General features: G+C 38.2%; 16 protein-coding genes. 9 read left to right on the top strand and 7 right to left on the bottom strand.

Annotated features, from left to right (window positions below; all coding sequences use genetic code 11):
- Positions 1 to 101 precede the first annotated feature (101 nt).
- Complete coding sequence (locus ACSBFT_RS10665) at positions 102 to 446, bottom strand: LytTR family transcriptional regulator DNA-binding domain-containing protein (RefSeq protein WP_463048757.1); 345 nt, start codon at positions 444 to 446, stop codon at positions 102 to 104.
- A 349-nt stretch (positions 447 to 795) separates the two neighbouring features.
- Between ACSBFT_RS10665 and rpe the strand changes: the two genes are divergently transcribed.
- Complete coding sequence (gene rpe / locus ACSBFT_RS10670) at positions 796 to 1,443, top strand: ribulose-phosphate 3-epimerase (protein ID WP_463048758.1); 648 nt, start codon at positions 796 to 798, stop codon at positions 1,441 to 1,443.
- Between the two features lie 74 nt (positions 1,444 to 1,517).
- Here rpe and ruvC read toward each other — a convergent pair whose 3' ends face one another.
- On the bottom strand, positions 1,518 to 2,087 hold the full coding sequence (gene ruvC, locus ACSBFT_RS10675; protein WP_489604607.1) for a crossover junction endodeoxyribonuclease RuvC: 570 nt from the start codon (positions 2,085 to 2,087) through the stop codon (positions 1,518 to 1,520).
- A gap of 69 nt (positions 2,088 to 2,156) precedes the next feature.
- Between ruvC and ACSBFT_RS10680 the strand changes: the two genes are divergently transcribed.
- The gene (locus ACSBFT_RS10680; protein WP_489604608.1) at positions 2,157 to 3,281 is read left to right on the top strand and encodes a glycosyltransferase; all 1,125 of its coding nucleotides are present in this window, start codon (positions 2,157 to 2,159) and stop codon (positions 3,279 to 3,281) included.
- Positions 3,281 to 3,907, top strand: a complete 627-nt coding sequence (locus tag ACSBFT_RS10685; RefSeq protein WP_489604609.1) for a polysaccharide deacetylase family protein — start codon at positions 3,281 to 3,283, stop codon at positions 3,905 to 3,907. Before ACSBFT_RS10680 ends, ACSBFT_RS10685 begins: the two co-directional genes overlap by 1 nt.
- Positions 3,908 to 3,909: 2 nt before the next feature.
- Here the strand turns inward: ACSBFT_RS10685 and ACSBFT_RS10690 are convergent, their stop codons facing one another.
- Positions 3,910 to 4,971 carry a hypothetical protein gene (locus ACSBFT_RS10690; RefSeq protein WP_489604610.1) on the bottom strand — a complete coding sequence of 354 codons (1,062 nt, stop codon included), beginning with the start codon at positions 4,969 to 4,971 and terminating at the stop codon, positions 3,910 to 3,912.
- A 220-nt stretch (positions 4,972 to 5,191) separates the two neighbouring features.
- Between ACSBFT_RS10690 and ACSBFT_RS10695 the strand changes: the two genes are divergently transcribed.
- The 5 genes from ACSBFT_RS10695 to ACSBFT_RS10715 are packed head-to-tail and all read left to right on the top strand — an operon-like array spanning position 5,192 to position 11,865.
- Positions 5,192 to 7,252, top strand: a complete 2,061-nt coding sequence (locus tag ACSBFT_RS10695) for an OmpA family protein (RefSeq protein ID WP_463048763.1) — start codon at positions 5,192 to 5,194, stop codon at positions 7,250 to 7,252.
- A 46-nt stretch (positions 7,253 to 7,298) separates the two neighbouring features.
- Positions 7,299 to 9,020, top strand: coding sequence for a glycosyltransferase family 39 protein (locus ACSBFT_RS10700; protein WP_489604611.1), 1,722 nt, complete (start codon positions 7,299 to 7,301; stop codon positions 9,018 to 9,020).
- On the top strand, positions 9,021 to 10,571 hold the full coding sequence (locus ACSBFT_RS10705; protein WP_489604612.1) for a hypothetical protein: 1,551 nt from the start codon (positions 9,021 to 9,023) through the stop codon (positions 10,569 to 10,571).
- Positions 10,572 to 10,574: 3 nt separating this feature from the next.
- Positions 10,575 to 11,678: an acyltransferase family protein gene (locus tag ACSBFT_RS10710; RefSeq protein ID WP_489604613.1), complete on the top strand. Its 1,104-nt coding sequence runs from the start codon at positions 10,575 to 10,577 to the stop codon at positions 11,676 to 11,678.
- On the top strand, positions 11,668 to 11,865 hold the full coding sequence (locus ACSBFT_RS10715; protein WP_489604614.1) for a hypothetical protein: 198 nt from the start codon (positions 11,668 to 11,670) through the stop codon (positions 11,863 to 11,865). The genes ACSBFT_RS10710 and ACSBFT_RS10715 overlap by 11 nt, the downstream gene beginning before the upstream one ends.
- Before the next feature lie 135 nt (positions 11,866 to 12,000).
- Here the strand turns inward: ACSBFT_RS10715 and ACSBFT_RS10720 are convergent, their stop codons facing one another.
- Together ACSBFT_RS10720 and ACSBFT_RS10725 are read right to left on the bottom strand one after the other, a co-directional pair.
- Entirely contained in the window at positions 12,001 to 13,332 is a 1,332-nt protein-coding gene (locus tag ACSBFT_RS10720) for a GntP family permease (RefSeq protein WP_489604615.1), read from the bottom strand.
- A 131-nt stretch (positions 13,333 to 13,463) separates the two neighbouring features.
- A complete protein-coding gene (locus tag ACSBFT_RS10725; protein WP_489604616.1) occupies positions 13,464 to 14,513 on the bottom strand; it encodes a glycoside hydrolase family 113 in 1,050 nt (349 codons plus the stop codon).
- 35 nt (positions 14,514 to 14,548) lie between these two features.
- Here ACSBFT_RS10725 and ACSBFT_RS10730 point away from each other — a divergent pair, with 35 nt between their 5' ends.
- Entirely contained in the window at positions 14,549 to 15,226 is a 678-nt protein-coding gene (locus ACSBFT_RS10730) for an NUDIX hydrolase (RefSeq protein WP_489604617.1), read from the top strand.
- Here ACSBFT_RS10730 and ACSBFT_RS10735 read toward each other — a convergent pair.
- On the bottom strand, positions 15,223 to 17,457 hold the full coding sequence (locus tag ACSBFT_RS10735) for a PQQ-dependent sugar dehydrogenase (protein WP_489604618.1): 2,235 nt from the start codon (positions 17,455 to 17,457) through the stop codon (positions 15,223 to 15,225). The two genes, ACSBFT_RS10730 and ACSBFT_RS10735, sit on opposite strands and share 4 nt — an antisense overlap.
- Positions 17,458 to 17,554: 97 nt before the next feature.
- Positions 17,555 to 18,715, bottom strand: a complete 1,161-nt coding sequence (locus tag ACSBFT_RS10740; RefSeq protein WP_489604619.1) for an iron-containing alcohol dehydrogenase — start codon at positions 18,713 to 18,715, stop codon at positions 17,555 to 17,557.
- Positions 18,716 to 18,798: the final 83 nt, after the last annotated feature.

Raw genomic sequence — 18,798 nt, forward strand, 5'->3', positions numbered from 1 at the left:
GATTGTTTCTCAGCAAATTTCATCAAATGAAAGCAAATTCAAAAGAAGTAAATGTTCGAAATGAATCTTTGGGCTATTGTATAGATTAAGAAGTATAAAATTTACACGAAACTCCTCAAAACGGCTTCTCTTCTTCTTCGGCTAACTTTAAATCTTTCGCCAGAGTTTAACACGACGTAAATCTCATGTTCTTGATTTAAAACAGACTTCACATGTCTTTTATTTACCAAAACACCCTTTCTAGGAATGATAAATGAGCTGTTTTCATTCAACTTTTCAGAATAATGCTTCAAGGTAAATGCGGATAAAAAGTTTTTTTCCTCTTTTAAAAAAACCTTGGTATAGTTTCCAAATTCACTTTTGAAATGTGTGATGCTCTCAAAAGGAACCGTTTTCTTACCGTAGTCAAAAATAATTGCGTTTGTGGTTAAAGTTGAAGTTTTCATGGCCAAGTCAATTTATATTATTAAAAGTTTCCATTAAAAATTTAGCGAGCTGACAGATTTAAGCGAGACAGTCAAGGCTATAAAGTCCCTCGTTTAGCGAACAAATCTTTCAAAACGAGCTTTCTATGATTCAAACTTAGAAAACAGATTAACAGCAAATGGCTTTAATGTACGGTTGGTAGGTTTTTCTAAATATTTGGTAAAAGGCTGTTCCTACACAGATAATTTACCATTTGTATCCGCTAAAAAAGGCTAAGATTACATGCATATCAATAAAATCTTTTAGTTCTATGTAAATTGCCGCCTCTTCTTAAGTCCATTTCTTATCTTTGTAAAAAAGAAAAAAAACATGCCTATCATAGCCCCTTCTTTATTAGCATCCGATTTTGCCAACCTTCAAAGAGACATTGAAATGGTTAATGCTTCTGAGGCGGATTGGTTTCATATTGATGTCATGGATGGTGTTTTTGTACCAAATATCTCTTTTGGTATGCCGGTGATTCAAGCCATAAAAAAGCATGCAAAAAAGACCATGGATGTACATTTGATGATAGTGCAGCCTGAAAGGTACATTGAGACTTTTGCCGAAATAGGGGCAGATATTATTACGGTTCACCATGAGGCCTGTACACATCTTCATAGAACATTGGCTCAAATTAAAGAGGCAGGCTGTAAGGCAGGTGTCGTTTTAAACCCTGCTACGCCAGTTTCGGTTTTGGAAGACATCTTAGTCGACTGCGATATGGTGCTGCTTATGTCTGTTAACCCAGGTTATGGCGGTCAGAAGTTTATCTATAAAACCATTGACAAAGTCAAAAAATTAAAAGCCATGATTCAAGAGCAAGGTTTGAATACCTTGATTGAAATAGATGGTGGTGTGAACCTAGAAACGGGGAAATTATTAGTGGACGCCGGTGCAGATGCCATGGTGGCAGGGAGTTTTGTTTTTAGCAATGAAGACCCAATGGCAACTATCGCCCAATTAAAGGCACTTTAGTATTATGAACTATCTCAACTATAATTCCATTTGGACTTATCGTTGAGTTGGTTCCTGAAACTCACATGGCCTTCCTATCCTCCGCTAACCCTACCCTTATTTTCGCTCACAAAAGCCCCCCAACCCTTTTTACTAGACCCGCTGCCTGTTAAGGCTTTTGTTTTGGCGTTCATGTAATGACAAACAGCCACTGCTAAGGCATCCGTGGCATCTAAGAATTTAGTCTCCAACTTCTGAGCAAAAAGATTCTCTAACATAAAGGCCACCTGCTCCTTACTGGCATTTCCGTTTCCTGTTACACTTTTCTTAACAGACTTCGGTAAATACTCCACAATACTGATATCTCTGGCTAAACCCGCCGCCATAGCCACACCTTGAGCACGGCCCAATTTCAGCATCGACTGCACATTCTTGGCATAAAAAGGAGCCTCAATGGCCATTTCGTCTGGTAAATACTCTTGAATAATACCAGTCATCCTTTCGAATATCTTTTTCAATTTCAACTCATGCGAACCCAATTTCTCCAAGCGGAGTACGCCATACTGAATAATGCGAAGCTTACTTCCTGTAACACCAATGAGTCCGTAGCCCAACACATTTGTTCCGGGGTCTACGCCTAAAATAATTTTCTCTGCTTTATCCATCGGCTATAAAGGTAAGGCTTTTTGATACTCTCATACTTCCTTACCTTTGAGAAATTCCAATTCATCCTTTTGAACAATATCGCCTCTTTCTTCATTTATAGCTATGGCCTATTTTGCACGGTTCTTATATATATATGGTGGAAATGGCCCGCTTATAAGGAATCGACAGAAAACATCAAACAAAAAAATATAACGGTCATCATTCCTGTAAGAAATGAAGCCGAAAATATTATAAGTTTACTAGAAGACATTGATAAACAAACCCTTGATAAAAGCTTTTTTGAAGTTATCATAGCCAATGACGACAGCACCGACAACACGGAGGAATTGGTAATAGGCTTTCAAAGCAAAACATCCCTGAACCTAAAGCTTGTCAACCTTCCACCTAAAGAAAAAAACACCTCTCCTAAAAAAAGAGCCATTTCGCACTGCATTGCTCTAACTGAAGGCGACATCATCGTCACCACCGATGGCGACTGCAATGTGCAGCCTAATTGGCTTAAAACCATTAGCACCTACTTTGAAAATAATGATGTGGTGTTTTTAAGCTCTCCTGTCTTTTTTCATGACTATCAAGGCGATAATATTTGGCTAAATATTTGGACTAAAATCCAGCAAATAGAATTTGCCAGTCTCATCATTTCTGGTGCTGTTTCTATGAAAAAAGGTTTTCCAAATATGTGCAGCGGTGCCAATATCGCCTATTTAAAATCTGCCTTCCATGCCGTAAATGGCTTTGAAGGAAATGAGGAAGTTGCTAGCGGTGATGATGAGTTTTTAATGCACAAAATGAGTAAAGCATTTCCTAAACAAGTGCATTATTTAAAGTCTGAAGAAGTGATAGTGAAAACAAAAGCTCTGCCAGACCTAAGTAGCTTTTACAATCAGAGAAAACGCTGGGCAGGGAAATGGAGCTTTTATACGCTGCTAAGTCCTAAAATAATGGCCATTTTTATTTTTTGTGCCAATGCTTCCTTCGTTTATAGCCTCATACAAGGTTCAGGGGAACTTATTTTTGCTAAGATATGGCCCGAATTCCTGTTTCTGGGAACGGCACTGCTGTTTTTTAGGAGTTTTAAGTTGTTGTTTTATATTCCTTTAGTTCAGTTGATTTATCCTTTCTATGTCCTATTTTTCGGATTAATTTCATTAAGAAAGAAGCCTTATAACTGGAAAAACAGAGAACTTCATTAATGCTATACCGAACCCCAAAATTACTTCAGAAGATATATCCCAAACTTACATGGGAAAGAGAGACTCATGGTAAAGAACTCTTTCTAACATTTGATGATGGTCCCATTCCTGACATAACGGAATTTGTATTAGAAACGCTGGCGACTTTTCAAGCCGAAGCCACGTTCTTTTGTATAGGAGATAATATCATAAAGCATCCTGAAATTTTTCAGAAAATTTGTGCGGCGGAACATGCCATTGGGAATCATACCATGCATCATCTTAAAGGATGGAAAACCGACAATGAAGCTTATGCTAAAGACATAACAGCCTGTCAAAAGGAAATAGAGAAAACCTATCTTAACGCCTCAAAAAAACTTTTCAGACCGCCCTATGGTAGGATAAAAAAGTCACAAATTGCAGGTCTTCCCGCTGACTTTGAAACCATTATGTGGACCACTTTAAGCCAAGATTACAAACAAGATATTTCTCCTGAAGCATGTCTAAGAAACACAATAAAAGCGACCAAACCTGGTTCCATTATTGTTTTTCATGATAGTCTTAAAGCTCAAAAAAACATGACCTACGCTTTGCCTAGATTTTTAGAAGAGATGATTTCTAGCGGTTTTACCTTTAAAGCATTGTAATTTCAAGCCCCTTCTTTAAGCCAAATTCTTACTTTCTTTGCCCATTCTTCCTGCTTGGTTTTATTGAGATTGTGATTAGATTCGGAATCATAGGCATCTTGAAGCCGATTCATCTCCCTAAAAGCTTGAAGATATTCATACTGAATGATACTGCTCAGGTCATCCATGGTATTTGCTTTCACATTTCTTAATTTGGCAATCAGCCTATCCATCACCACCTTAGTAATATCAAAGTGAATTTGCTCATGCTCTAGAGACTCATTATTTTTAGAAACACCTTTAGCCCAAGACTGACTTTGAATCATAAATACCTGTGGTTTAAGTATAGCTGTGAGTTTACCATCTCTTATGGTCAGTTTGCTGCCCAAGGCAATGGTAGGAAAAATAGCCGCCGCATATTTTGAAGTATATCTTGGATTCCCTTTAAAGTCACTCCAATTTACTTTTCGAGACAAATAATGAACCGTATCTCTATTATTCCTGGTTTCATAAGGTTCTATAATTATCAAGACACCATCATTAAAAGCTTCTATCCTACTTTTATTCAGTTTTATATAATTATCTACATATTCAATACAGGAGAACCACATTTGATTTAAAATGGGCTCGTAGGATTCTTCTCTAAGACTATTTAAGGATCGCTGGTATTTTGATGAACTATATGGTTTGCATATTAAAGTGGTATCACCTTCATGAATGGTGTAAATACTTAATCTCATATTCGCAATGCCACTAATGAGTCCATCTCTCCCTTTGGATTCCACATAGGCCAGTTCGGTAATTTCCGCCAGTAAAGCTACGTTCTTAGAGCTGTGCCTAAAGTTTTGCGACAACTGCCTTTCAAAAGCTCTTTCTGCACCTCCCCTAATCTCCAAATCCACCTTTTGACCATTTGCCGCATACAATTGGCCTAAAAAATACGTGGAGGGTCTGCTATCTTTTACCCCTTGATAGTAATAACCTTTCTCACCAAAACCGTATGCTCTGGATTGAAGATTTATGGTCATTTGAGCTTTAGCTCCAACAACCACAAACAAGTAAAAAAAGAGTACTCTTCTCAACATCTTCATTCTAACGCCTCCTTAATGCAAACTAATATTTTGATGACGTAAATAATTTATATACTAAAACACTAAAGTTGAAAGACAAATTCTTTCCCATACCTATTGGTTTAAAATCTGGTGAGCTTGAGTTTTTTTTGGTACTACTAAGCAACCGTTTTTCATTGAATACCAATAAATATGAGGTAATTTCGTTAAACAACCGAATTCGTTATACAGGAAAATGTCCCGTAGGATCTATACCGTCGTTTTACTTCTTTTTTTCTTTCAGGGAGCTATTTCTCAAGAGGTCTTATGGGCTTCCGAAGTGTTAGGTTACTCCTCTGAAAAGACGGATATGCTTAACTCCCCAAAATATCGGTCGGTTCAAATCTTAGGAACACCCAGCATTTATCCTCAAATGGTGGAGTCGCCATGTGCTTGGGAGCCCAATGGCTCTCAATATGGTGAAGATTATATTAAAGTAGGTTTTGAAAAGGCTATTTCCGTACGCCAGGTGGCCATTATAGAAAATTTAAACCCAGGAGCCGTTGCCCGTATTTTTGGTTATGATGAAGCGGGAACAGAACATCTATTATATCAAAACACAGGTGAAAAAGTAAATGTAAAAAATCGGTTTTGGCGAGTATTTGTGGAACCCGCACCTGAAAAAATTAATGCCATAAAGCTGGTTGTTAACCATAGAATATCCAAAGGCCCAAAGCAATATGATGCCATTGCCATCTCAGATTCTAAAGAATTTATAGAATTCAACATCAATCTGGCTGAAAATATGCCAGAAAACCTTCAAAAGGAAAATCTGGGTCCTATCGTCAATTCTATTTATGGGGAGGTTGCACCTATCATCACACCAGACGGTAACAAACTGTTCTTCACCCGATTAGACCACCCTGGCAATATTAGAGATGAAAAGAGTAAAGACACAGAAATTAAGCAAGACATCTGGGTCTCTACTAAAAATGCAGCAGGAAATTGGTCTGAACCACAAAATCTTGGTAGTCCGGTAAATGATGCGAACCTTAATGCCGCAGCCACTGCTTCTGCAACAGGTTCTGGGTTGTTTGTACTCAATATTTATAAACCAGACGGAGGACAAGAAATAGGTTTATCTAGAACGTCCTTCATCAATGGTAAATGGAGTTATCCTGTGGAAGTAAAAATAACCGATTTCCAAGCTAAAAAAATAGAGAAAGACAAACCTGCGAATACCGAATATGCCATAAGCCATGACGAAAACATACTTATCATGGGATTAAACAGGCTTCCGAGTTATGGAAACAATGATCTTTATGTCTCTTTTAAGACGGCAGATGGCTCTTATTCCAGACCTAAAAATATGGGTCCCGTACTTAATACCGCGGATAACGAAGGGTCGCCATTTCTTTCTGCCGATAATAAAACGTTGTACTTTAATTCTAAAGGACATCCTGGCTATGGAGATTCAGATATTTTCATGACTAAAAGACTGGACGACACCTGGACCAGCTGGTCTGTGCCTGTAAATCTTGGCCCCAAAATAAACTCAAGCCGATGGGATGCTTTTTTCACGATTCCCGCCTCTGGAGAATATGCCTACATGAGTTCCGACAATAACTCGATTGGTGGTGAAGATATTTTCAGAATGAACCTTTTTGAGTCTATCAAGCCAGAGGCCGTGGCAATTTTAAGTGGTAAAGTCATGGAATTAAACTCTGATTTAGTTCTCGATGTACCCATATTAATGAAATCGAATAGCGATAGTCTCAACCAAAAGGGTTTCAATATTGAAATGAACCCAGACACCAAAGAATTCAAAGTGATTTTACCTGCGGGCTTTGTGTACTATTTTGATTTGGCGAGCAAAGGATACATGGACTTAAGAGATTCTGTAGACCTATCGAGGGAGAAGAATTATCGAGAAATAACTAAAAACTTTTATTTGACGCCCATTAAAGCAGGTCAAAAAATGATTTTGCAAAATTTGATTTTCGCCCAAGGAAAATACGAAATCCAGAAATCGTCTCATGATGAATTAGAAAGAATTGTTAAAATCATGAAAGAATATCCGAATATGGAAGTACTCTTAGAGGGGCATACAGATAATCAGGGGGATTTTACACTCAACGTGGAGTTGGCAAAAAACAGGGTGGACGAAGTTAAAACTTACTTAATAAGAAAGGGTGGTATATCTAGTCAAAGGATTGAAACGAAATCTTGGGGTCCAATAAAACCTATCTCTAGCAATTCCACACCAGAAACTAGGAAGAAAAACCGTAGAGTGGAGTTTACAATCCTTAAAATGTGATTACTTTTGTCGCTTAGTGAAAGACTACCCCAAAAGATACTTTTTCATGCCATCCCGTATTCTTGTGCTCTTCATTTTGTTGATTGCTGGATTTCTAAGATTTTACAAAATAGATTCTTACAGTCCGTATACCGATGAAAAATTTACGCTTTTAAACGTGCACGGCATCTGTGTAGGCGGATACAACCAACCAGAACTAACAGAAAATCAAACATTTACGCCAAAAGAATTCTGGAAAGACAGAAATCTACAAGACCATTATCAGGCTATAGCTCGTTCAGATTTTGGCACCCATTTCACATATAACGTCTTTCTAAAATACTGGATTAAGGCTTTTGGGCTTAAAGACGGTATGGTTAGAACCCTGAGTGTAATTTTTAACCTGCTTACGCTAGTGCTCGTATTTTGGCTTTGCAAATCCTTCTTAAAGTCTACCCAAATAGGGCTGATAGCCATTTCCATTTTAGCCCTAGATCCCCTTTTTATCTCTCAAAGTCATTTTGCTCGCAGCTATACTTTATCTTTTTTATTGGTGGTTTTAGGCACCTTTGTTTTTTATAAAATCTTAAAATCGGAAGACAAAAAGGAAACAATAAAACTGGGCATAATTTATGGTATCATAGCAGCCATGGCTTTGCTGAACCACTATTTAAATTTTATCATTTTCTTAGCCCACGTTGTCGCTGCAGTTGTTTTCCTAAGAGAAAAAAACAAGTGGTTCACCCTTTTAGCTTCTGGTGCATTTACGCTGTTGGTGATGGCTTACTGGATGACTGCCGGAGGTGGACAGTGGTCTATGATGTTTTTGAAAGATAAAAATGCCTTGCATCTTAAATTAGCCAATCTGCCTGCCGACCAAAATCCGATGAGCGGTAATGTGGATCCGAGCACTTTAAAAAACGTTTTTCAAAAATCGATTAATATTCTTTTTGACAGTAACATACTGAGTTTTGATTTATACCACACTATGCATGGTATTTTAAATTTAGGAATTTTTCTAATTTGTACGATTTTGTTTGTGTTGGCCTACAAGTTTAAAGTACTTAAAAAGGAGAAACTTGTTTTAGTTTATTTAGCTGCATTATTGGTTTTAGGTTTAATATTTATTCCTCCTTATTATCAGTTGGCGTTTATATCTGGGGCCTTGGTGGTTTTTATGTTCTACCATTTCCTAAAGTCGCACACAGATGCTCCTTTAAAGCTTATCCTTATCCTTTCGGCCATTTTACCGCTGATGTATGTCATTTTTGATGCCTATAAAACAGGTCATACCACTTCTTTAGCACATAGGTACATTGGTGTTGGTGTGCCATTTTTTGCGGTTATTTATGCCATTGGCCTTGGTAGAGTATTGCATGAGCCTTCCAAGCTCAAGTACTTGGTTATTGTTCCAATATTATTTCAGGTCTATCTTGGAGCACAAGAAATTTCAAAAATATTAGGAGATACATCTGCCCGTTATTCTTTTAGAAACGAAGCCCGTGAAAGGAACCCTTATAGAGCTGCCGCACAATTGGTCAAAGACAGTTATCAAAAAGGAGATACTTTGTTCATTCCTTCTTACGGCACCAATGTCTATTCGGAACATTTAGAGGAAGAGCCCGTTAAAAACATTTTAGATGCTCAATATCTGAATCTCTATTTACCTAAGGACGCTGCTTATGTAGAATTTATAGATGTTAAGGAGCCTGACCTTCTTATTTTAAAAAAAGTGGATGGTCAAAAAATAACCTTGTTTGACTTTAAAGGAGAAAAACTACGTTACTAAATGAGTCCAACTTCAAAAAACACCCTCATCTATTTTTCCATAGCCATTTTGCTTGGTTGTTCCGTTTGGATGGTGTACCGTTTTGGCGTAAACGCACCACACTGGGACGACCACGCCATTAGAGTTTTGATAGATAACTTTACTTGGTCTAGTGTAGGAAAGCTTTTTAGCTTTCATAACGAACATAGAATATGGTTTACCAGAACTGCCGCTTTGATTTATAAGACCATTACTGGACATACCGACTTTAAATTTCTAATGTATTTTGGTCAAATAGGGCTTGCTGCTTTAATGGGGCTCTATATTATCCTGAATAAGCACTTCCGTCAGAACAAGATAACTTTATTATTTTTAGCCCTCTTTATTTTCAATTTCTCTACCGCAGAAAATAGTTTATGGGGAATGGCAGCGGCACAAAACCACTGGATTTTATTTCTGGCATTAACCTCACTAAGCCTACTTTCTACCAAAGTATTTAATGATAAAGCATCCTTTATCGGGGCTATCGTCTTTTCCATTCTGGCCCTTCTAACATCAGGAAATAGTATTTTAGTGGGTATTTTAGGCTTGATGATCCTCTTCTTTTTAAGTGAGAAAAAGAAGTTTATGATTTGGTTAGGGATTCATGCTGTGATATTTACCATTTACTTTATTGGCTTTACCAAAAGCACAAATCAAAGACCACATATTGAAGATTTCACCCTCAACTTTCTTGCGTTAAACGGTTCTTTGGTTTATCCGCTTTTAGATACCTTTTTTACTACAAAACTGGCGTATCTATTTGGCATAATGAACTTGCTCTTTGGTCTATGGATACTTTTCAAACTATTCTTTTCCAAAGACACCAACGAGAAAACACTTAACTTTTTGGCCATACAGGGTTTTCTTTTAGGGACGCTCGCTTTGGTGTCCATTGGCAGAAACGACTACGAAGTAAGCACTTTACTGAGCAGTAAGTATAAGATCTATTCTTTCTTGATTTTTGGTACAAACATTCTGTTTGGACTCCAGTTTCTAAAAAACAAGAAGTGGACTTATGCTTTTTTTACATGTGCTATTTTCTTGTTTATTAATGCTCAAGTTTCGTATCTCGGAATTGTAAAAAGTACGTCGATGGAAATGGTAGCGAAAACCTTAAATTTAAAAAACTCCGGAGCTGATTTTTCACAAACCGCTTACAACCCTCCTACCTTTGAATTTGAAAAAACATTGCTTGGAGCTAAGGCAGAACTCGATGAAAGCAAAATTGATAGCATAGCTTTTTCAGGGAATAACTTATTGTTTTTTGAAAACAACCTTCAAAAAATGAATGAAAATTACATTTGGCTTAAGAGTAAAACATCTGAACAGCTTATTCCATTAAGAATCGTAAAAGGGTCTATTTTAGGTACTGTGGAAGGCATCGCTTATTTGGATAGAAGAAATTTCAAAACCGACCTTTATAAAGCCTATTTCTTAGAAGTGTCTAACGGAAAACCTACTTTATATGATACTTATAAGACGTTAAAAATTGAAGGAATTCCCTATACCGAAGCACCTAAAAATTGGTAGAAAGTGAAGACAAACTACATTAAATCGCTGGATGGCATCAGGTTCTTAGCTGTAAGTATGGTGCTTTTTGACCACTGGTCTGGAGATAGACTTGGGTTTCCTGCCTCTTACTTGGGCGTGTGTCTATTCTTTGTTTTGAGTGGGTTTTTAATCACCAGAATTTTACTTTCTGCTAAGGAAAAAGATACAGGTTTAAATAGGGGTCATGGTTTCTCATTAAAGCGTTTTTTTGTTAGACGTACCATCCGAATCTTCCCTATTTATTACATCACCCTGTTTGTTTTGTTCCTGTTAGATGTGGAGCCAGTCAGAGAGAAGTTTTTCTGGCTCGTAACCTATATGAGTAATAACTACATTGCCTTAACTGAAAACTGGTTAGGCTCTGTAGACCACTTATGGTCTTTGGCTGTGGAAGAGCAGTTTTACATTTTCTTCCCTTTCCTCATATTGTTTTTACCCCTAAAAAGCATTCAGAAATCCATGTATTTCCTGATAGTCTTGTCGGTAGGTTTAAGAATATATTTTTACCTTTCTGGAGCTTCGTGGATAAAGCCATACGTACTTATGCCCACCTGCCTAGATGCTTTTGGTTTAGGTGGACTTTTGGCAAATGCCGTATACTATCAAAAAGAAAAGCTTGTGCATTTCTTCTCAAAGGGCTCTACCCTACTTTTAGGTTTAGTCGTTTACGCATTGACCGTTATCTGGCTCAAATCTGTTTCTGAAGGGCATAATTATGTATCTGTTATTTTCCTAAGATTCTCAGAAGCTGTCATTTCTGTAGCTATTATTGGTTTTTTGGTAACAAGAGAATCCTCCAGAACTTTATTACATACCATTTTTGAGTGGGAGCCTTTGGTATATATCGGTAGAATTAGTTACGGGATTTACATCTTCCATAACTTTATCTATAACCCTTATCATAACTCCATTCATAATCCGTTTGTAAGAGTTTCAAATAAGATTACACAGGTTTTTGAAGATGGCTTTTTAGGCACTTCTTTGAAAGTCTTATTTTTATATATTGCTGTAATAATTTTGGCTTCGGCCTCATGGTTTCTTATTGAGAAGCCCGTAAATAAACTAAAATCTAGATATGGCTACTGACGTTAATTTGAATTTCAACGAATACCTTATTTCAAAGAAAATTGACCGCGAGGGGTTCGCTAAAGCAGATCCTATCATGTTTGCAGAATGGGAAATTATCTTTAAAAAAGTACACCCAGATAGCTTCACCGCTCAAAAAAAGTTCTTGATCAATACCACAAGACGCCGTTATAAACTGAAAGATTAATCTGGCAAATTAAGCCAGAGTATTATTTGAAAACCCATTAGCATAAATGCTAATGGCATGGTTACCATAAGCCTAAATGGGAGCGGTATGTGCAATTGGGCAAGTTCTTTCCTCTTCATCTTAAGCCAAAATAGGCTATCCGAAAATCATGTGAGCGATGTATATTAAAATAAAACAAGATACGCCTACTATCCCAGTACCTACCGTATGAATTTTATATCCTAAAGAGATGCTCATGCCTGTCATTTGAGTCACCAGCCAGAAGAAACTATCACTTACATGAGATACCACTGCCGAACCTGCTCCAATAGCCAAAACCGCCAATGCCTTAGAGATTTCGGTATCTAAACCCAGCTGTGGAATAAGCGGCGTAATGATAGACGCTGTAGTGATCATGGCCACCGTAGAAGAACCCTGTGCCGTTTTTAAGGCCGCAGAAATAAGAAAAGGCAGGAAGATACCCATTGGATAATCTGCCAAAAGAGGAGCTATCATATCTCCTAAACCAGCATTCTGTAAAACCTTACCAAAAACACCACCGGCTCCTGTAATCATAACGATGGAGGCCGAATCTAAAAGAGCTTTGCCTACCCATCCTTGCGTAGAAAGCATATCTTTTTTCAGCTTTTTAGGAAGCGTAAAAGCAATTAATAAACCAATGATAAGCGAAATAATGGGCGTACCTACAAAGTCCAAGATATCTTTTAGGCTCCCTGCTCCAATAATGCTGTATAAATCATTAAAGGATTTTATCACAATTAATAAAAGTGGAATTAAAACAGGCACGATAGAATGCATGAATGAAGGTGCCGTTTCTAATTTCTTCTCAAAATCGTCCTCACCCATTTCTGGAGCTGGGTCTAGCCAAAATTTAGAAGCATATTTTTTGGCAAAAATAATTGGGGGAATTAGAGCAATAAGGCTTATAACTGCACCAAAAGCGATAACCAAGCCCAAGTCTGCCCCAATAATGGCTGCCGTAGCAATAGGACCAGGTGTAGGTGGCACCATGGTGTGTGTGGCCATTAAACCCGTAGCTAAACATACCGTGGTAACTGTTAAAGAAAGCCCAGCCTTTTTAGTTAAGGCTTTATTGAGTGAATTTAGAATCACAAACCCACTGTCCCCAAAAACGGGAATGGAAATAAGCCATCCCACCAAAGACATGGCCTCTGGCACTCTTTTTTTACCTATTAATTTTAAAACACCGTTGGCCAACCTAACTGCACCACCGGTATTTTCTAAGAATGCCCCAATCATAACCCCCACAATAATAACCAAACCAATACTACCAAGGGTTTTCCCGAAACCATCATTAATAGAAGTAATTAGATCTGCCATGGGGACTCCTGCCGCTAAGCCAAACAAAATGGCTACAAAGAGGAGTGCAAGAAATGGATGTAATTGAAATTTAGTGGTACTGATGACAATCAATGCCACAGCAAGGATAAGAAGTATGATTAACATGTATTTTATGTAGGGTTGATACCGTGAAAATAAGAAAATAATCACGCTTAAATAAAACCCCTACTATTTAATCTACAAAACATCCAATTCTACAAAGGAAACCCTCCATAAGGCGGACTTAAAACAGGGCTTTATGCTTCTTTATAAAAAGCCTTTAATACCTCTTCGGCTTCCTTATGTTGCGGACAAAACTTATCTCTTGAAGCTTTGGATGCTTCTTTAAAAGGAAACCATTTCCATGCAAAACCACCGGCAAACCATGGCTGCCCCCAAACTTCATCGAACAGCGATTGATACGCCCTCGCTTGAATGCCTTCGTTATCTGGTAAAGAATAATCTGTATCCCACGGTTTTTCCGCTGCAAAATCGCAACTTCTATATCCATATTCGGTAAAGAGAATAGGTTTACCTATTCTGGAAGAAACACGCTCCATTTTCTTTAAATGTTTTGACCAACCCGATTTTAAAGCGGCTAAATCAGGGCTTTTCTCGTTGGATAAGGGAAAGTAACCATCTACCCCTATAAAGTCTAATTGACTCCAAAAAGGAACGTCATCATAGCAGTCCCAATTTTCTGCATAGGTCAGTTTCCCAGAATAAACCTTTCTAATATCTTCTATTAATTTTAACCAAAATTTTGGCCTTTCTGCCACCATGGTTTGCATTTCTGTTGCGATACAAAAAAGCTCCACATCATTGTCTTCTGCTATTGTGGCATATTGTAAAATATAGCCTCCAAAACTCTCCTCAAATGCCTTCCAATCTTCCTCTGAAGATAGTTTGAAGTTACCAGTATACTTGCCTCTACCATGCCACATATGCGGCTTGAGCATCACTTTCTGACCGTTTTCATGAGCCAGCCTAATACATTCAATTACACCGGAAGGCTGCTCTCCCCACCATTGATGTCCTTCTTTAGGTAAATCGCTCAATTTAGCATACCTAAAAGTGGCTTCCCCATCTTTCACAAAACCATAAGGCATTAATGCCGTCCAGTCGGCATAAACCCTTTGAGTAGAAACAAAATGAGAAGAATCTATGGGCTTATTGGGTGCCACAAAAGATAGCCCTTTCATTTTATCTCCTTTATACATAAATGGGTCTTTAGAACCCTCTGAATAGGCAAAGTATCCTGCTATCAGCATTATAAAAAGCCCAGAAGTTAATAGTTTTGTTTTCATATCTATTTGAAAGAGTCACAAGTTAAGAAAATAAGATGCAAGAAGAAAAACTGGAAGATGCTCACAAGTTTAAACTTTGGAAAAGCCACTTAGAAAAAAGCGGACTCATCATCCATCATGTAGAAGAAGTTTACACCAGAAGAAGATATAATGGGGAAGTGCTTTTTTCCACGCTCATGTTAAATGCTAGCACGCCGGAGGGTGATAAAATACCACCCATATGTTTTCTTAAAGGTGAAGTAGTTTGTGTCCTGATTTGTCTTATTGACGAAGTCACCGAAGAAAAGTACCTTATTTTGGTGAAACAAAGACGCATTGCAGAAGGCAACCACACCTACGAACACCCTGCCGGAATGGTGGATGGGCTACAAACGCCAGAAGCCATTTCTATACAGGAAGTAAAGGAAGAAACGGGTATTGAAATAACAGAAAGTCAACTGATAAATCTTTCTCCAAATAAAAGGCTGTTTCCAAGTACAGGCACCAGCGACGAATCTATGTATCTATTTGCGGCAGAACTCAAAATGAGCAAAGAACAGATAGACTCTTACGAAAACAAAGAAATGGGAACGGCCTATGAGTTTGAAAGAATTACAACGCATATTTTCCCGTTTGCGGAAGCTCATGCATTGATAAACAATACCAATGGCATGTTGCTCAACTACCTGTATCTTAAACATGTGAAAGATTTTGAGCTTTTAAAGAAGCTCTAGTTTTTCACAAACCTAAACGACTGGCTTCTGCCATCCAAATTCACTCTTAGAATGTAAATCCCTGGTGAATAATTAGCCACCGCCTTATTTAGGTTTCTTTTCAGGTTTTTCCATTTCCCTGCGTCTGTTCTCAGTAGCTGCCCATGATTATTGAAGACATGGTAGTTTAAATCCATTTCATCTAATCCATCCATACCCGTGAGATTAATCTTTAAATCCACTGGGTTTGGACTTAATTCCAAACCCAGAACCACCTCCTCTCCAGGGCATAAAGGCTTAATGAAATATGAGATTGTAGGTCCTAGTCCTGTATTGTCATGAACAAAAAGCTTTATTTCGTATCTATACGCTTGTTCATCACAAGGAATTGGAGCCAAAAATGTGGTAGCCTTTAAGGTATTAAATGAAGTAATCAAGTGCGAGTGTTCTTCATGGTGCAATACCACCGACCAGTCATAATATAATTCTTCATTAGGATTATGGTTCTGTACAACGGCACTTAAATTTAGCGTAAGACCATCCTCATTTTTAAACTTTGTGATGCCTTGCACAGAGGTAGAAATGACCTCCGGCGGAAAATTATTAACATGCACTTTAAATTGTTTGACGGTCGACTTTCCTGCTTCATCTGTAATGGTTAACATTGGCCGATGTAGCTTCTCCTCGCTGTCTGTATATCTAAAATCAGCAACAGCGTTAGTGGAAGAAAAACCATTTCCAAAGTCCCATAGGTAGGTCAATTTTTGACCTTCAGGGTCAAAAGAACTGCTGGCGTCAAACCTAACATTAAGCGGAGCAGCTCCATAAATAGGGTCAATAAAAGCTGCAGTTACTGGCGGAAAGTTGGGATTGGGCTCATTATATATTCTCCTTATTTCGTGGGTATTCGGAAAGAAAAAATTCATGTAATAGATACTGCCATCTGTAGGGTCCTCCGCAAAGCAAACAGGGTGTACATTCTCAGAAATACTCACCACTTCATAAGGATTCCCTCTAAAATCAAACTTGAAGATTTTGACCCAACCTTCATAATCTCCTTGAATATAGGTGTCTTTATATCCCTCAAAATGTTGGGTACTTAACCAAACACCACCAATAGATGAGTTACCTGAAAAAGGCTCACCTAAAAACTCTGGAGAACCTACCGTGTAAGCTTCACCATCTACAAAAGCCTGAGCAATACTACCACGCCATTCTAAAACAGGGGCAATCGCATTTTCTGGAAAATACTGAGGGTCACTAAAAAGCTTATTCCTATAGCTTATGCCTTCAAAATATGGCCATCCAAAATTGGCTCCTCCTCCGTCAATAACATTGATTTCTTCTCGGTTTTCCCAACCTACATCGCCCACATAAAATGTACCTGGGTCTCCTAAGGCCACATCTGTGCTTCCAGTTTCTGGCTTTAAACTAAACCTAAAAGGATTTCTCAGACCATAGGCCCAAATTCTAGATTCAGCAGAACGTGGTTCATTTTCTTGATAAAATGGATTTGAAGGATAACCGTTTCCATTTTCAGGATTTATCCTCAACATTTTGCCATTCAAAGAATTAAGATTTTGTGCTCTATAAGGACCTATGTTTTGGTCTTCGGTAATAATACCTTCTTGTAGCGGTAGGGTAACCAATTCGTAATAAAAAGCATCACCATTTTGAAAAGGAGGGTTTCTGGCAATGGCTGCATCGCCGGATGTTACCATAAGACTATTATCCGCTCCAAAAACTAAAGAGCCCATGCCATGATTATCCATTAAAACTGGGATACCCGTGGTGTGTGTTTCACCAATCAACACTTTTCTGGATTTTAAATCCACCGTATCTTGACGAATAGTATAACGTGTAACTCTGCCAATAGAAGCAGAAAATACGTCATCATTGGCTCTGCTATAAAAAATAGAATCTTTATAATAAAGGTAGTTTCTGTCAACAGCGTAAAGCAGGTAGAAATAGCCATTTTCTAAAAAATCTGGGTGTAAAGCTAAGCCATTTAAGCCGTGATCTAGGTAATCATAAACCTCCGCAGAAAGATCTAAAAGCAGCCGCTTAGCTCCTGATTTTTTGTCTACTTTAAAAACGGTTCCTCCTTTTTCCCAAGCGTACATTTGACCGCTTTTATCAAAGGTAAGTCCCGTAGGAGAAATATAGTCTTCTGAGATTAATTCATCTACAAAACCAGGTGGCTGTGCAGATAAAGAGAAGCTACATAAAAGCAAAAATAAGAGCCTTTTCATCTTGTATGAATTCGTTTTCTTAACTAGGAACGTAAGTCTATTGTGGGTGTTTGGTTTTTGGGTGGGTATTTTTAAAGAATCCCACCCAAAACAATAATTAAGCTATACTCATTTCTAAAATAGCACTTGCGGCTTTAGCATCAATGTCGCCATGCTCACCGAAAGCATTACCTCTTTCTTCGAAACGTTTGGCTATTTCTTTGATGGTAGCTTCGCCAATGCCATAGGCTTTACCACTCGTAGGAATACCCAGTGATTCGTAAAAGTCAATAGTCTTTTGAATGGCTCCTTCTACCAATTCTTCGTTCGTTCCAGAAAGACCCCAAACACGTTGAGCATATTGTTTCATTTTCTCTTTCTTGGCCTCAAGTTTAAAACGCATTAAATGGGGCAATACAATGGCCAAAGTTCTAGCATGATCTATACCATGTAGAGCTGTTAACTCATGTCCAATTTGGTGTGTAGCCCAGTCTTGTGGTACACCCACATTGATCCAGCCATTGAGTGCCACAGTGGCAGCCCAAACCAAATTAGATCTGGCTTCATAATCTTCTGGATTTTCAATGGTCTTTGGGCCAACAGTCACCAGTGTCTGAAGAATGCTTTCTGCAAATCTATCCTGAATTTCAGCACCTACAGGGTAAGTCAAATATTGCTCCATGACATGCGTGAAAGCATCTGCCACACCATTAGCCACTTGTCTTTTAGGTAATGAAAAGGTCGTTTCAGGATCTAAAACAGAAAACTGAGGAAACAAAAGCGGATGACCAATAGCAAACTTCTCGTCGGTTTCCTTTTTACTAATCACCGCCACAGAATTCATCTCTGAACCTGTGGCAGGCAAAGTCATCACAGAGCCTATCGGCAATGCCTCACCATACTTTGTTTTTTTTCTTATGATATTATTCCATTCATCACCACCTGTAAAAGGGATGGCCACCGCCATAAATTTGGTACCATCTAATACAGAGCCTCCACCTACAGCCAATAAGAAGTCAACCTTCTCTTTTCTAGCAACCTCTACCCCTGCCATTAAGGTTTCAAAAGTGGGATTGGCTTCTATACCACCGAATTCAATGACATCATAACCCGTAAGTGCCTCAATGACCTGCTCGTGTACCCCATTGGAGAAAATACTACCGCCGCCATAAGTCAACATAACTTTGGCGTCTGCTGGTATATTTTTAGGCAACTGAGCTATTGTGCCCTTACCAAAAATAACTTTTACTGGGTTTTGAAACGTGAAGTTATTGAACATTATTTTATAATTTATTGATGATAAATAGTCTTTCTTTTACACCAATCCTAACAGATCAGGAAGGTTAAAAGTTTGTCTATAAG

The sequence above is a fragment of the Arcticibacterium sp. SM2516 genome (assembly GCF_057914865.1).